A 14,818-nucleotide genomic window follows, 5' to 3' on the forward strand; every position below is an offset into this window, starting at 1 on the left:
GTGCCTGCCTATGACCCGTCCCCTGTAGCCGCTGCCGCAGGCTGCGAGAAGGCCGCAGGCCTTCAGCGCTCTTTAAACCCTGCGCCCCCTGCGGTGGCGATCGCAGCCTGCGGCAGCGGCTACAGGACCAGACCAGAGCCGGGGGACAGCGACAGGCAGGCTTCGCTTGCGTTGTCCCACGTCAAGCGGAACGATAATTCCTCTTATTCAAACTCCCCTGCCCTGTTAGACTTTGCGCCCTTGTTTTGCTCGTCCTGCAGGATATCCGATGCCCCCGTCGCTGCTTCGCTGGTCTGCGCTGTTCATGGCCTTGAGCCTGAGTGCCTGCGATGACACTCCGCGTTTTACCCAGGCCGAGCCGGGCGAAGCGCGTTCCGGCGGTGAAGCGACCGTGCGCAAGAGCGACCAGAACGCCTTTTCCATGCCGTCGGCCAACCTGTCGCCGACCCGGCGCCTGGACTTCAGCGTCGGCAACAGTTTCTTCCGCAGCCCCTGGGTGATCGCACCTTCGACCACCACCGCCCGCGATGGCCTGGGCCCGCTGTTCAACACCAACGGCTGCCAGAATTGCCATATCAAGGACGGCCGCGGCCACCCGCCGACGCCCGACTCGGATAACGCCGTGTCGATGCTGGTGCGCCTGTCGATCCCCAATGAGCCGGCCTACGCCAAGGTCATCGAGCAGCTGGGCATCGTGCCCGAGCCGGTGTACGGCGGGCAGTTCCAGGACATGGCGGTGCCTGGTGTCGCCCCGGAAGGCAAGGTGCGGGTCGAGTACGAACCGCTGACCGTGCGCTTCAAGGACGGCAGCGAAGTCGAACTGCGCAAACCGAAGCTGCAGATCACCCAGCTCGGCTATGGCCCGATGCATCCCGACACCCGTTTCTCGGCCCGCGTGGCGCCGCCGATGATCGGCCTGGGCCTGCTCGAAGCCATCCCCGAGGCGGCGATCCTGGCCAATGCCCAAGCGCAGGCCAAGGCCAATAACGGCATCGCAGGACGGCCGAACCGGGTCTGGGACGATGCCCAGCAAAAGACCGTACTCGGGCGTTTTGGCTGGAAAGCCGGACAGCCCAACCTCAATCAACAAAATGTTCACGCGTTCTCTGGTGATATGGGCCTGACCACCAGCCTGAGACCCTTCGATGACTGCACCGACGCCCAGACCGCCTGCAAGCAAGCCCCCAACGGCAACGGGCCGGATGGCGAACCGGAAGTCAGCGACAACATCCTGCGCCTGGTGCTGTTCTACAGCCGCAACCTCGGGGTGCCGGCGCGCCGCGAGGTTGGCTCGCCACAGGTGCTGGCCGGCAAGAACCTGTTCTACCAGGCCGGCTGCCAGTCCTGTCATACCCCCCGGTTCACCACCGCCGCCGACGCCGCGGAACCCGAGCTGGCCAATCAAGTGATACGCCCCTACAGCGACCTGCTGCTGCACGACATGGGCGAAGGCCTGGCCGACCACCGCAGCGAATTCCAGGCCGGCGGCCGCGACTGGCGCACGCCGCCGTTGTGGGGGATCGGCCTGACGCAAACGGTCAGCGGCCACACCCAGTTCCTGCATGACGGTCGCGCCCGCAACCTGCTCGAAGCCGTGCTCTGGCACGGCGGCGAGGCCCAGGCGGCGCAGCGACAGGTTTTATCCTTCAATGCCGAGCAGCGCGCTGCGTTGCTGGCATTCCTGAATTCTCTTTAACGCCTTCTTACAAGAAGCGGGAGCCCGAACATGTTCCGTCCCAAGCTGTTGTTCACCAGCCTTGCCGCGCTCGCCCTGGGCGCCTGCTCGCCGCAGGACCCACAAGCCGTGACCTCGGCGGCCATCGCCAAACAGGTGATCCTGCCGACCTACAGCCGTTGGGTCGAAGCCGACCGCCAGCTGGCGATCAGCGCCCTGGCCTTCTGTGAAGGCAAGCAAAGCCTGGACACCGCCCGTGCCGACTTCCTGCACGCGCAGAAAGCCTGGGCCGAGCTGCAACCCTTGCTGATCGGTCCGCTGGCCGAGGGCAACCGCTCCTGGCAAGTGCAGTTCTGGCCGGACAAGAAGAACCTGGTCGGTCGTCAGGTCGAACAGCTGGTCAGCGCCACGCCGCAGATAGACGCCGCCTCCCTGGCCAAGTCCAGCGTCGTGGTGCAAGGCCTCTCGGCCTACGAATACATCCTGTTCGACAGCAAGATCGACATGGCCAACAGCGAGCAGAAAGCCCGCTACTGCCCGCTGCTGAGCGCCATTGGCGAACGCCAGAAGCAGCTCGCCGAAGAGATCCTGTCGCGCTGGAACACCAGCGACGGCATGCTCGCGCAGATGAGCAAGTTCCCCAACCAGCGCTACGCCGACTCCCATGAGGCCATCGCCGACCTGCTGCGGGTCCAGGTCACCGCGCTGGACACCCTGAAGAAGAAGCTCGGCACGCCGATGGGCCGTCAGAGCAAGGGCATTCCACAGCCGTTCCAGGCCGACGCCTGGCGCAGCCAGTCGTCCATGCAGAGCCTGGAAGCCAGCCTCGCCGCGGCCCAGACCGTCTGGGCCGGAGTCGACAACAAGGGCCTGCGCGGCCTGTTGCCGGCCGAGCAGAAGCCGCTGGCCGACAAGATCGATGCCGCCTACGCCGCCTCGCTGAAGCTGTTCGCCAGCACCCAGCGTTCGCTGACCGAGCTGCTGGCCGACGACGCCGGCCGCCAGCAACTGAACGATATCTACGACAGCCTCAACGTCGTCCACCGCTTGCACGAAGGCGAGCTGGCCAAGGCGCTGGGCATCCAACTGGGCTTCAACGCCAACGACGGTGACTGATCATGCTGCGACGTCAGGCTTTGGCACTCGGCAGCCTGCTGCTGAGCGCCGTCACGCTGGGTGGCTGGACGCTGTTCAAGCACAAGGACCAAGGCCCGCTGCTGCTCTCGGCGCGCGATGACGGTGACGGCAAGCACTACGCCGTTGGCTATCGCCTGGACGGCACGCAAGTGTTCGCCACCCGGGTCGGTCAACGTTGCCATGACATCGTCAACCAACCGACGCTGCCGATCGCCCTGTTCGTCGCCCGTCGCCCGGGCACCGAAAGCTACCTGATCGACCTGCGCGACGGCACCCTCCTGCAAACCCTGGCCTCGCAGCCGAACCGGCACTTCTATGGCCACGCGGTGATCCACAAGAGCGGCGACTGGCTGTACGCCACCGAGAACGACACAAGCGATCCGGGTCGTGGCCTGCTCGGGGTATACCGGTTCGAGGGCGAACGCCTGGTGCACAGCGGCGAGATCCCGACCCACGGCATCGGCCCGCACCAGGTGTCATGGATGCCGGACGGCGAAACCCTGGTGGTGGCCAACGGCGGGATTCGCACCGAAGCGGAAAGCCGCGTCGAGATGAACCTCGACGCCATGGAACCGAGCCTGGTGCTGATGCAGCGCGACGGCAACCTGCTGAGCAAGGAAACCCTGGCCCAGCAGATGAACAGCGTGCGCCACATGGGCATCGCCGGCGACGGCACCATCGTCACCGGCCAGCAGTTCATGGGCGATGCCCATGAGTCGTCGCAACTGCTGGCGATCAAGCGCCCGGGCCAACCGTTCCAGGCCTTCCCGGTGGCCGAGCACCAGTTGCAGGCGATGGCGCATTACACCGCCAGCGTCGCGGTGCACAGCGAACTGCGCCTGGTGGCCCTCACCGCCCCGCGCGGCAACCGTTTTTTCATCTGGGACCTGGACAGCGCCGAAGTGCGCCTGGATGCCCCCTTGCCGGACTGTGCCGGGGTCGGTGCGGTGGCGGATGGTTTTGTCGTGACCTCGGGCCAGGGGCGTTGCCGCTTCTATGACTGTCGCCAGAAACAACTGGTGGCAAAACCCCTGGATTTGCCGGCAGGGCTCTGGGACAACCATTTGCACCTGGTCTAGTTTTTCGCCGCCGCACAGGATTGGAAAACAGGACTCCGGATGACCGGATTGTCATCTGGAAGCCCCCGGAAAGTCGGAGTAATGTCTTCGGCAATCAGCTTGGTTTTCCCAGCTTCGTTTTCCAAGGAACCGGAATATGCTGCGTCGCCGCATGTTTATCATGTTGGGTGTCGTCCTGCTGATCGTGCTGTTGCTGGCAGGCTACAAGGCCTTCTCCATCTATCAGCAGGTCAAGCTCTTCTCGGTGCCCAAGCCGCCGATCAGCGTGGCCGTGGCCACGGCTCGCGAACAACCGTGGCAAACCCGCCTGCCCACGGTCGGCACCCTCAAGGCCCTGCAGGGGGTCAACCTCAGCCTGGAAGTAGCCGGGACCGTCAAGGAGCTGCAGTTCGAGTCCGGGCAGAAGGTCAGCGCCGGGCAGCCCTTGCTGCAACTCGACAGCGACGTGGAAAGCGCCCTGCTGGAAACCGCCCAGGCCGACCTGGGCCTGTCCCGGCTGGACTTCGGCCGCGGCAGCCAACTGGTGGGCAGCCAGGCGATTTCCCGCGGCGAATACGATCGGCTGTCGGCGGTGCTGCAAAAGAACAAGGCCACGGTCAATCAGCTCAAGGCGGCACTGGCGAAAAAACGCCTGCTCGCGCCCTTCAGCGGCACCATCGGCATTCGTCATGTGGATGTCGGCGACTACCTCGCCAGCGGCACGGTAATCGCCACCCTGCAAGACCTCAGCAGCCTGTACGTGGACTTCTTCGTCCCGGAACAGGCCGTGCCGAAAATCGCCCTGGGCCAATCGGTCAGCGTGATGGTCTCCGCCTATCCGGCGGAACAGTTCACCGCCACCATCAGCGCCATCAACCCCAAGGTCGAAGACACCACACGCAACGTGCAGGTGCGCGCCACCCTGGCCAACCCCGACGGCAAGCTGCTGCCGGGCATGTTCACCAACCTGCAGGTGCTGCTGCCCGATCCCCAGCCCCGGGTGGTGGTACCGGAGAGCGCCATCACCTACACCCTGTACGGTAACTCGCTGTACGTGGTTGCCGAGAAAAAGGCCGCCGACGGCAGCCCGGAGAAAGACGACAAGGGCCAGCCGGTGCTGATCGCCGAGCGGCGCTTCATCGAAACCGGCGAACGGCGTAACGGCCTGGTGCTGATCAACAAGGGCGTGAGCAGCGGCGAACAGGTGGTGAGCGCCGGGCAGATCAAGCTGGACCATGGCGCCCACATCGCCATCACCCCGGACAAGATGCTGCCCCCCGAACAGAGCGGCCAGCCACGCGCGAACTGATCAAGGAATCCTCATGGCTTTTACAGATCCGTTCATCCGTCGTCCGGTCCTGGCCACCGTGGTCAGCCTGCTGATCGTGCTGCTGGGCTTCCAGGCCTGGAGCAAACTGCCGCTGCGCCAGTATCCGCAAATGGAAAACGCCCTGATCACGGTAACCACCGCCTACCCCGGGGCCAACGCCGAGACCATCCAGGGCTATATCACCCAACCGATGCAGCAGAGCCTGGCCAGTGCCGAGGGCATCGACTACATGACCTCGGTCAGTCGCCAGAACTTCTCGGTGATCTCGATCTACGCCCGTATCGGCGCCAACAGCGACCGCCTGTTCACCGAGCTGCTAGCCAAGGCCAACGAGGTGAAGAACAAACTGCCCCAGGACGCCGAGGACCCGGTGCTGAGCAAGGAAGCCGCCGACGCCTCGGCGCTGATGTACATCAGCTTCTTCAGCCAGGAGCTGAGCAACCCGCAGATCACCGACTACCTGTCGCGGGTGATCCAGCCGAAGCTGGCGACCCTGCCGGGCATGGCCGAGGCCGAGATCCTCGGCAACCAGGTATTCGCCATGCGCCTGTGGCTGGACCCGGTCAAGCTCGCCGGCTACGGCCTGAGCGCCAGCGACGTAACCAGCGCGGTGCGCCGCTACAACTTCCTGTCCGCGGCCGGTGAGATCAAGGGCGAGTACGTGGTCACCAGCATCAACGCCAGCACCGAACTGAAATCCGCCGAAGCCTTCGCCGCCATTCCCCTGCGGACCGAGGGTGACAGCCGGGTGCTGCTCAGCGACGTGGCACGGGTCGAGATGGGCGCGGAGAACTACAACGCCATCAGTTCCTTTGGCGGCATTCCTTCGGTCTATATCGGCATCAAGGCGACCCCCAACGCCAACCCGCTGGACGTGATCAAGGAAGTGCGCAAGATCATGCCGGAGCTGGAGGCCCAGCTACCGCCCAACCTCAAGTCGGAGATCGCCTACGACGCCACGCTGTTCATCCAGGCCTCGATCAACGAGGTGGTGAAGACCCTGTTCGAAGCCGTGCTGATCGTGATCGTGGTGGTGTTCCTGTTCCTCGGCGCGCTGCATTCGGTGGTGATCCCGGTGGTGACCATTCCGCTGTCGATGATCGGCGTGATGTTCTTCATGCAGTTGATGGGCTACTCGATCAACCTGCTGACCCTGCTGGCGATGGTACTGGCCATCGGCCTGGTGGTGGACGACGCGATCGTGGTGGTGGAAAACATCCACCGCCATATCGAGGAAGGCAAGACGCCGCTGGACGCGGCCCTCGAAGGCGCCCGGGAAATCGCCATGCCGGTGGTGTCGATGACCATCACCCTGGCGGCGGTCTACGCCCCCATCGGCTTCCTGCAAGGGCTCACCGGGGCGCTGTTCAAGGAGTTCGCCCTGACCCTGGCCGGCGCGGTGGTGATTTCCGGCATCGTCGCCCTGACCCTGTCGCCGATGATGTGCGCCCTGCTGCTGCGCCACGATGAAAACCCCAGCGGCCTGGCCCACCGCCTCGACCTGATTTTCGAAAGCCTCAAGCGCCGCTACCAGAGCCTGCTGCATGGCACCCTCAACACCCGGCCGGTGGTCCTGGTGTTCGCCCTGATCGTGCTGTGCCTGATCCCGGCCCTGCTCACCTTCACCAAGTCGGAACTGGCCCCGGACGAGGACCAGGGCATCATTTTCATGATGGCCACCGCGCCCCAGCCGGCCAACCTGGATTACCTCAACGCCTACACCGACGAGTTCCTGGAGATCTTCAAGACGTTCCCCGAGTACTACTCCTCGTTCCAGATCAACGGCTTCAACGGCGTGCAATCGGGGATCGGCGGCTTCCTGCTCAAGCCCTGGAACGAGCGCAAGCGCACGCAGATGCAGATCCTGCCCGAAGTCCAGGCCCGGCTCGCGGGCATCGCCGGGCTGCAGGTCTTCGGTTTCAACCTGCCGTCCCTGCCGGGCACCGGAGAAGGGCTGCCGTTCGCCTTCATCATCAATAGCCCCAATAATTACGAGTCGCTGCTGGAACTGTCCGACCGGGTGAAGAAACGCGCCATGGAATCGGGCAAGTTCGCCTTTGTCGATATCGACCTGGCCTTCGACAAGCCGGAAGTGGTGGTCGACATCGACCGCGCCAAGGCGGCGCAGATGGGGGTGTCGATGCTGGACCTGGGCGGGACCCTGGCCACCTTGCTCGGCGAGGCGGAAATCAACCGCTTCACCATCGAGGGACGCAGCTACAAGGTCATCGCCCAGGTCGAACGGCCTTATCGCGACAACCCCGAATGGCTGAACAACTACTACGTGAAAAACGCCAAGGGCGAGGCACTGCCGCTGTCGACCCTGATCACTGTCCACGATCGGGCCCGGCCACGGCAGCTCAACCAGTTCCAGCAACTCAACGCCGCGACCATTTCCGGATTCCCGATCGTGAGCATGGGTGAAGCGATCGATACCGTGCGCCAGATCGCCGAGGAAGAGACCCCACCAGGCTACGCCTTCGACTATGCCGGGGCCTCACGACAGTTCGTCCAGGAAGGCAGCGCGCTGTGGGTGACCTTTGGCCTGGCGCTGGCGATCATTTTCCTGGTGCTGGCGGCGCAGTTCGAGAGTTTCCGCGATCCGGTGGTGATCCTGGTGACGGTGCCGCTGTCGATCTGCGGGGCCTTGATCCCACTGTTTCTCGGTTGGTCGAGCATGAACATCTATACCCAGGTCGGGCTGGTGACCCTGATCGGCCTGATCAGCAAGCACGGGATCCTGATCGTCGAGTTCGCCAACCAGCTGCGCAAGGACCAGGGACTGACGCCGCGCGAGGCCGTGGAAGCCGCCGCGGCCATTCGCCTGCGGCCGGTATTGATGACCACCGCGGCGATGGTCTTCGGCATGGTGCCGCTGATCCTGGCCACGGGCGCCGGCGCGGTCAGCCGGTTCGACATCGGCACGGTGATCGCCACGGGGATGTCGATCGGCACCCTGTTCACCCTGTTCGTGCTGCCCTGCATCTACACCCTGCTGGCCAGGCCGGACAAGTGAAGGGCGCGCAATAAAAAAGGCCTCGCGATGCGAGGCCTTTTTATCGGGCTTGATGGTCTTCAACTCTGTGGCCTCATTCCCTGAGTCAGGCCGAACATGAACAACAACAGGTCACGATCGGGTTGGGCTCCCTGGGTCGTCTTGACGACCCGTGGCAACGGGCAATGCGCATCACCCTGCGCCGTACTGAGGACTTCCATGCGTGGCTGCTCCCATGCAGCCACCGCCAAGGATGCAACTGCCAAGGCTCCTACCAAAAACAAACCTCGTGCAATTTCGAGCTTCATCACTATAAGCCTTTGATAGCGCTGCCAAACGCCGTCCTATAAAAATAGTAGAGTTTGTCCCAGTCCGTGGTGCTCCACGACGAGTGGCGCCGCAATTGTTTGATGTCATGGGCGGCGGCCCGTTTAGCGGTCAGGCGTTGGCGGCATTTCTCGAAATCCAGCAGCGCGATATCCACCTTCGCCGCTTCGCCCTCACCCGTGACCCGCACGAACACATGCTTGCTATACAGGCAGCCATGCTGCCAGCGGCCCCGGTGCATGCGCGCCAGCGTGGCCGCCAGTTCCTTGAGCACACGCTCGTGCAGGGCCTCGCCGTGGCGCTCGCGCTCGCCAGCGGCGTACCAGTGGTCGATTTCCACGAAGCCGTCCAGCGCCTCGGTCACCAGCAACGCACGCCACTGGCCCTGGGAATCATGCTGCGCACCGCAGAACACCAGGTGCGGCACCGCCACGTTGAGCTGGCTCAGGCCCTTGAGCGCATCCTGTTCGCGCAGCACCGTGGGGCGGCCGAAGGGGTGCAACCAGCTGCGATAGATATGGCCGACCTGGCGCTTGGCATACAGCACACGCCCGTCAGTGCCCGGAAGACGTTGGACGCCACTTTCCCCGCCTCGACGTTGATTGGGCTCTTCGACCCACTCCCCCTGCTGATTCCAGAAGTAGTCGAAACGGTCCGCAGCAGCGACTTCCATTCCCGGTGCACATTCAACGGCCATCCTGTTACCTCTTGCGTAATACGTAGACTCGCCACATGGCGTAGAGCGGAAAAAAGTCCAGATGATCCTGAACGCGAAACCCGGCCTGCTTGAATTCTTCTTCAACCGTGGCAGCCGGTAACACAAAACGGTTCTGGTAACCTTCCTGCCCGGATTCCTCCTTGCGCCGCACTTCCATGCGCTTGCGTTTCCAGGCCTTGAAATTGCCGTCGACCCACAGTGAAACGATCACGCTGTCCCGGGTAACCCGCTGGAACTCCCGGAGCAGAGCCAGGCGATGGGACGACTCGCCAATGTGGTGCAGCAGCCGCATGCAGAAAATGCTGTCGACGGCGTTGTCCGGCAAGTCGATGTCAAAGGCAGACGTCTGCAAGGGTTGTACCCGTTTCACCACGTCGGCCGGTTGCGCCACCGTGGCGATCTTCAACATCGCCGCGGAATTGTCCGCACCGATGATCACGCGGTTGGGTTTCTCCGCCAGCAACGGCCAGAAACGCCCGGCACCACAAGGCAGGTCAAGCACCAGCCCCGGCTCTCCGGCCATGGCCAGAGCCGCACGCGCCAACTGCTCGTCACGCTTGTGGGACAGACGGCGAGCGACGCCATCCTGATGCTTGAGCAGATACTCCTGAGCATGCTGTTCGTCGTACTTCTCGGAAAATTCCAGCTTGATCGGGGTCGCCATCACACAGTCTCCTGAATCTGATGGCCCCACCTTAGGCAGCGGCTTGTCAGCGTCAGGTCATGTCTTTGTGAAAACTTCGTCCGGTCCAGAGCGGAAATATTTCAGAGTTTTACAGGCTCCCATAAGTGGCCTGGGGCCATCAACCGGGGAAATTCCCGTGACGACCCGCGCAGCAGTCATGGAGACCCATCATGCCGTGCGGCGGTTCAACTCGACATGAAACCGGCAGCCGTTGGGCTCCATGGTGCTGAGGCTGACGCTCCAGCCCTGGTCCTCGCAGATCCGCTGCACCAGCGACAGACCCAGGCCCAGGCCCTCGCCGCGCTTCTCGTTGCCGCGCACGAAAGGCTCGAACATCGCCTCGCGTTTCTCCTCGGGAATGCCCACACCGCTGTCCTCGACCACAAAGCCGCTCGGCTCAAGGCTCAAGCGAATGAAGCCCTGCTCGGTGTAATGCAAGGCATTGCGCAACAGGTTGCCCATCACGGCGTGCAAAAAGGTGGCGTTATAGCGGGTGTCCAGCGGTTGGCCGGCGTCGAAGATCAGCTCGAGGCCCTTTTGCCGGATCGGTCCGCCCCACAGGCTCACCAGGTCCTCGGCCACCTGGCTCAAGGTCGCCTGGGGCGACATGCCGCCGTCTTCGCGCTGGGCGCGGGCCAGCATCAGGAAGGTCTGGACCAGCTCACGCATTTCGCCGCACGCCCGGGCGATGCGCTCGACCTGGGCCCGACCGCGCTGATCGATCGCCGGGTTTTCCAGCAACAGCTCGCAGGAACTGGCCAGCACCATCAGCGGCGTACGCAGTTCGTGGCTGACATCGCTGGTGAACAGGCGCTCGCGGTTCAGGGCCTGGCGCAAGCGCCCCAGGGTGGCGTCGAAGGCCACCGCCAACTCCCCTACTTCGTCGGCCGCGTAGTCCGGTGCCAATGGCGGCGCCAGCCCCAGCAACTGGTCGCGATGGCGCACCTGCCGCGCCAGCCTCACCACCGGCGCCATCACCCGACGCGCCAGCACCCAGCCGAGGAACACCGCCAAGGCCAGGCTCAGCACGAAGCCCACCAGCACCACCGCGAAGAGCACCCGTTCGCGCTCTTCGAAATCGCTCTGATCCTGCAGCAGCACATAGCGTCGACCGTCGACCACTTCGACCATGGCGTGATACGACAGCTGCTCGCGAAAGACTTCATGAAAGCCCGGATCCAGATGCCGCAGATCCTTGGGCAGCTCGAAGTCGCCGCGCCCGCCGCTGAAGTAAAACAGCTGGTCCGGCTCGGGACGGTGGCTCCAGTCGGAAACGTTGTCCATCAACAGCAGACGCTGAAGGTCGCCCCCCAGGCCCGCGGAAATCAGCTTCTCTTCCACCAGGTGCACCGTCGCCACGATACCCAGGGCGAAGGCTCCAGCGACCAGCGCGCTCATCAGCGCAAAGGCGATGATGATCCGCTGGGAAAGGCTTTGCTTAAACTCCATCACGACCCTCGGCCAGGCGGTAACCGACACCGTGCACGGTATGCAGCAACGGTTTGCCGAACGGCTTGTCGATCACCTGGCGCAATTGGTGGACATGGCTGCGCAGGCTGTCGCTGTCCGGGCAGTCGTCGCCCCACAGCGCTTCTTCGAGAATTTCCCGGCGCAGCACATGGGGGCTCTTCTGCATCAGCACCGCCAGCAACTTGAGCCCCACCGGGTTGAGCTTGAGCAGGCGCCCTTCGCGGGTGACCTCCAGGGTGTCGAGGTCATAACTCAGGTCGCCGACCTGCAAGGCCCGGCGCCCGCCGCCCTGGGTCCGGCGCATGACTGCCTCGACGCGCGCGGCCAGCTCGGACAAGGCGAAAGGCTTGACCAGGTAATCGTCGGCCCCGGACTTGAAGCCCTGCAGGCGATCATCCAGTTGATCCCGGGCGGTGAGCATGATCACCGGCGTATCGCGGCGGGCATCTTCGCGCAGGCGCTTGCACAGGGTGTAACCGTCGATACCCGGCAGCATGATGTCGAGCACGATCAGGTCGTAATGTTCGGTGGCGGCCAGGTGCAGGCCCGACAGACCGTCCTGGGCGCAGTCCACGGTGTAGCCTTTAAGCCCCAGGTAGTCGGCCAGGTTGGCCAGAATATCGCGGTTGTCTTCAACCAGTAGAATTCGCATGGGCACTCTCTCCGCACACAGTTACGCCCGTCTTGGCTCGCGCAGCTTAAGGCCAAGCGTGGCTGACGGCTAGGGTTGTTCAAGCCCCCGCGGCGAATGCCGCTGCAGGGTTCCAGGGCCTTGACGAGTTTTTCACCCAGGGTTCACACGCTGACGACAAGGACAGTTCCAGACTCCGCGGGAACCCGCGACCGCAACGCTTCTCTCGAAGGACTTTCCATGACTTTGACCCTCGCCCGCCCCGCCTCCAGAGCGCTGAACTGGTGGATCTGCCTGGGCGTTCCCGCCCTGGCTGCCGTCATCCTGCTGCTGCTTGAACTGACCACCCTGGACATGGACCTGGCCCGGTACTTTTATGACCCCGCCGCTGGCGGTTTCATCGGCGGCCACAGTTATTTCCTGGAAAATATCCTGCATGACCGGGCCAAGCAGCTGGTCATCGTCTTTTCGGTGCTGGCCATTGTCGGCTTCATCGGCGCCTTCTTCGTCCAGCGTCTCAAGCCGTTCAAACGCGAGCTGGGTTGCCTGGTGCTGTCCCTGGGCCTGGCCACCGCCTTTGTCACCCCGGTCAAGGCGGTCACCGCCGTGCAGTGCCCGTGGAGCCTGAAAGAGTTCGGCGGCAAGGAAACCTACAGCGAACTGCTCAGCCCCCGGCCAGCGACCGACAAGCCCGGTCGCTGCTGGCCAGGCGGCCATGCCGCCACCGGTTTCACCCTGTTCGCGCTGTTTTTTGTCCTGCGTGACCGGCGCCCGCGCCTGGCGCGCAAGGCGCTGGTGTTCGCCTTTGCCCTCGGCACGGTGTTCTCGGTCGGGCGCATGCTGCAGGGTGCGCACTTCTTCTCCCACAACGTCTGGACCGCGATCTTCTGCTGGCTGATCTGCCTGGGGGCGTACTACTTCATTCTCTATCGACCGGCAGCCAAGGCCGAGCCGGTGATGGAGACGGAAGCGGTGAAGGCCTGAGGTCTTTTCGCGAGCAAGCTCGCTCCTACAAAACCATGCACACCTGTAGGAGCGCGCTTGCTCGCGGCGATGGCCCAGGCAAAAACTCCCGTCCATAAAAAAGCCCCGCCGGCTTTCGCCGGCGGGGCTTTTTCGTACAGGGGTAAGGCTGGCTTACATCATGCCGCCCATGCCACCCATGCCGCCCATGTCTGGCATGCCGCCAGCCGCAGGCTTGTCTTCAACGATTTCAGCAACAGCCGCTTCGGTGGTCAGGATCAGACCGCCGATGGAGGATGCCGCTTGCAGCGCCGAACGGGTCACCTTGGTTGGGTCCAGGATGCCCATTTCGATCATGTCGCCGTATTCGCTGGTAGCAGCGTTGTAACCGTAGTTACCTTCACCCTGCTTGACCTTGTCGACCACTACGCTTGGCTCGTCGCCGGAGTTGGCAACGATCTGGCGCAGAGGTGCTTCGACAGCGCGACGCAGAACAGCGATACCCACGTCCTGGTCGGCGTTGTCGCCTTTCAGGCCGCTGATCGATTGCAGGGCACGGATCAGGGCTACGCCACCGCCAGGTACCACGCCTTCTTCAACGGCTGCACGGGTAGCGTGCAGGGCGTCTTCAACGCGGGCTTTCTTCTCTTTCATTTCAACTTCGGAACCGGCGCCAACCTTGATCACCGCAACGCCGCCGGACAGCTTGGCCAGACGCTCTTGCAGTTTTTCACGGTCGTAGTCGGACGAAGTGTCGGCCACTTGTTGACGGATCTGGGTCACACGAGCCTGGATGTCCGCTTCAACGCCAGCACCGTCGATGATGGTGGTGTTTTCTTTGGACAGGATCACGCGCTTGGCGTTACCCAGGTGCTCCAGGGTGGTGCTTTCCAGGCTCAGGCCGATCTCTTCGGAGATGACGGTACCGCCGGTCAGGACGGCGATGTCCTGCAGCATGGCCTTGCGACGGTCGCCGAAGCCTGGTGCCTTGACGGCAGCGACTTTGACGATGCCACGCATGTTGTTCACAACCAGAGTCGCCAGGGCTTCGCCTTCAACGTCTTCAGCCACGATCAGCAGTGGGCGGCCGGCTTTGGCAACGGCTTCCAGCACTGGCAGCATTTCGCGGATGTTGGAGATCTTCTTGTCCACCAGCAGGATCAGCGGGCCGTCCAGCTCGGCGACCATGGTGTCCGGCTTGTTGATGAAGTAAGGGGACAGGTAGCCACGGTCGAACTGCATGCCTTCAACGACAGACAGTTCGTTTTCCAGGCCCGAGCCTTCTTCAACGGTGATCACGCCTTCTTTACCGACTTTTTCCATGGCTTCGGCAATGATGTCGCCGATGGAGTTGTCGGAGTTGGCGGAGATGGTGCCGACCTGAGCGATGGCCTTGGAATCGGCGCATGGCTTGGACAGACCTTTGAGCTCTTTGACGATGGCGATGGTCGCCTTGTCGATGCCGCGTTTCAGGTCCATCGGGTTCATGCCGGCAGCGACGGCTTTCAGGCCTTCGTTGACGATCGACTGAGCCAGTACGGTAGCGGTGGTGGTACCGTCGCCGGCGTCATCGTTGGCACGGGAAGCAACGTCTTTTACCAGCTGCGCGCCCATGTTTTCGAAGCGATCTTTCAGCTCGATTTCTTTGGCGACGGAAACGCCGTCCTTGGTGATGGTCGGAGCGCCGAAGCTCTTCTCGATGATCACGTTACGGCCTTTCGGGCCCAGGGTCGCTTTTACCGCGTCAGCCAGGACGTTAACGCCGGTGAGCATTTTCTTGCGGGCGGAGTCGCCGAATTTAACTTCTTTAGCAGCCATGATCGATATTC

Annotated in this window: 12 protein-coding genes; 6 read left to right on the top strand and 6 right to left on the bottom strand. The window is 63.3% G+C overall.

The window, feature by feature from the left end:
- Window positions 1–268 precede the first annotated feature (268 nt).
- The 5 genes from BM019_RS02970 (at window position 269) to BM019_RS02990 (ending at window position 8,216) form a co-directional block, all read left to right on the top strand.
- On the top strand, window positions 269–1,696 hold the full coding sequence (locus BM019_RS02970; RefSeq protein WP_092417562.1) for a di-heme oxidoreductase family protein: 1,428 nt from the start codon (window positions 269–271) through the stop codon (window positions 1,694–1,696).
- A gap of 30 nt (window positions 1,697–1,726) precedes the next feature.
- Entirely contained in the window at window positions 1,727–2,791 is a 1,065-nt protein-coding gene (locus tag BM019_RS02975) for an imelysin family protein (RefSeq protein WP_092417563.1), read from the top strand.
- Window positions 2,792–2,793: 2 nt separating this feature from the next.
- Window positions 2,794–3,891 (top strand): DUF1513 domain-containing protein, encoded by a 1,098-nt coding sequence (locus BM019_RS02980; protein WP_092417564.1) that lies wholly within the window; start codon window positions 2,794–2,796, stop codon window positions 3,889–3,891.
- A gap of 136 nt (window positions 3,892–4,027) precedes the next feature.
- The gene (locus BM019_RS02985) at window positions 4,028–5,179 is read left to right on the top strand and encodes an efflux RND transporter periplasmic adaptor subunit (RefSeq protein ID WP_092417565.1); all 1,152 of its coding nucleotides are present in this window, start codon (window positions 4,028–4,030) and stop codon (window positions 5,177–5,179) included.
- A gap of 13 nt (window positions 5,180–5,192) precedes the next feature.
- Window positions 5,193–8,216, top strand: coding sequence for a multidrug efflux RND transporter permease subunit (locus tag BM019_RS02990; RefSeq protein WP_092417566.1), 3,024 nt, complete (start codon window positions 5,193–5,195; stop codon window positions 8,214–8,216).
- Window positions 8,217–8,275: 59 nt separating this feature from the next.
- Here the strand turns inward: BM019_RS02990 and BM019_RS30960 are convergent, their stop codons facing one another.
- From BM019_RS30960 to colR, 5 genes are all read right to left on the bottom strand, one after another.
- Window positions 8,276–8,503: a hypothetical protein gene (locus BM019_RS30960; protein WP_037004964.1), complete on the bottom strand. Its 228-nt coding sequence runs from the start codon at window positions 8,501–8,503 to the stop codon at window positions 8,276–8,278.
- Between the two features lie 2 nt (window positions 8,504–8,505).
- Entirely contained in the window at window positions 8,506–9,219 is a 714-nt protein-coding gene (locus BM019_RS03000) for a lipopolysaccharide kinase InaA family protein (RefSeq protein ID WP_092417567.1), read from the bottom strand.
- Window positions 9,220–9,223: 4 nt separating this feature from the next.
- Window positions 9,224–9,904, bottom strand: a complete 681-nt coding sequence (locus tag BM019_RS03005) for a class I SAM-dependent methyltransferase (protein WP_009045350.1) — start codon at window positions 9,902–9,904, stop codon at window positions 9,224–9,226.
- A 189-nt stretch (window positions 9,905–10,093) separates the two neighbouring features.
- Window positions 10,094–11,374 carry a sensor histidine kinase gene (locus BM019_RS03010; protein ID WP_092417568.1) on the bottom strand — a complete coding sequence of 427 codons (1,281 nt, stop codon included), beginning with the start codon at window positions 11,372–11,374 and terminating at the stop codon, window positions 10,094–10,096.
- Window positions 11,364–12,047 (bottom strand): two-component system response regulator ColR, encoded by a 684-nt coding sequence (gene colR, locus BM019_RS03015; RefSeq protein ID WP_009050537.1) that lies wholly within the window; start codon window positions 12,045–12,047, stop codon window positions 11,364–11,366. The genes BM019_RS03010 and colR overlap by 11 nt, the downstream gene beginning before the upstream one ends.
- A gap of 219 nt (window positions 12,048–12,266) precedes the next feature.
- Between colR and BM019_RS03020 the strand changes: the two genes are divergently transcribed.
- Window positions 12,267–13,010, top strand: a complete 744-nt coding sequence (locus BM019_RS03020; protein WP_092417569.1) for a phosphatase PAP2 family protein — start codon at window positions 12,267–12,269, stop codon at window positions 13,008–13,010.
- Between the two features lie 153 nt (window positions 13,011–13,163).
- Here BM019_RS03020 and groL read toward each other — a convergent pair whose 3' ends face one another.
- Window positions 13,164–14,807: a chaperonin GroEL gene (groL, locus tag BM019_RS03025; RefSeq protein ID WP_007932705.1), complete on the bottom strand. Its 1,644-nt coding sequence runs from the start codon at window positions 14,805–14,807 to the stop codon at window positions 13,164–13,166.
- Between the last annotated feature and the right edge of the window lie 11 nt (window positions 14,808–14,818).

Source organism: Pseudomonas sp. NFPP07 (genome assembly GCF_900115645.1).
GTDB lineage: Bacteria > Pseudomonadota > Gammaproteobacteria > Pseudomonadales > Pseudomonadaceae > Aquipseudomonas > Aquipseudomonas chlororaphis.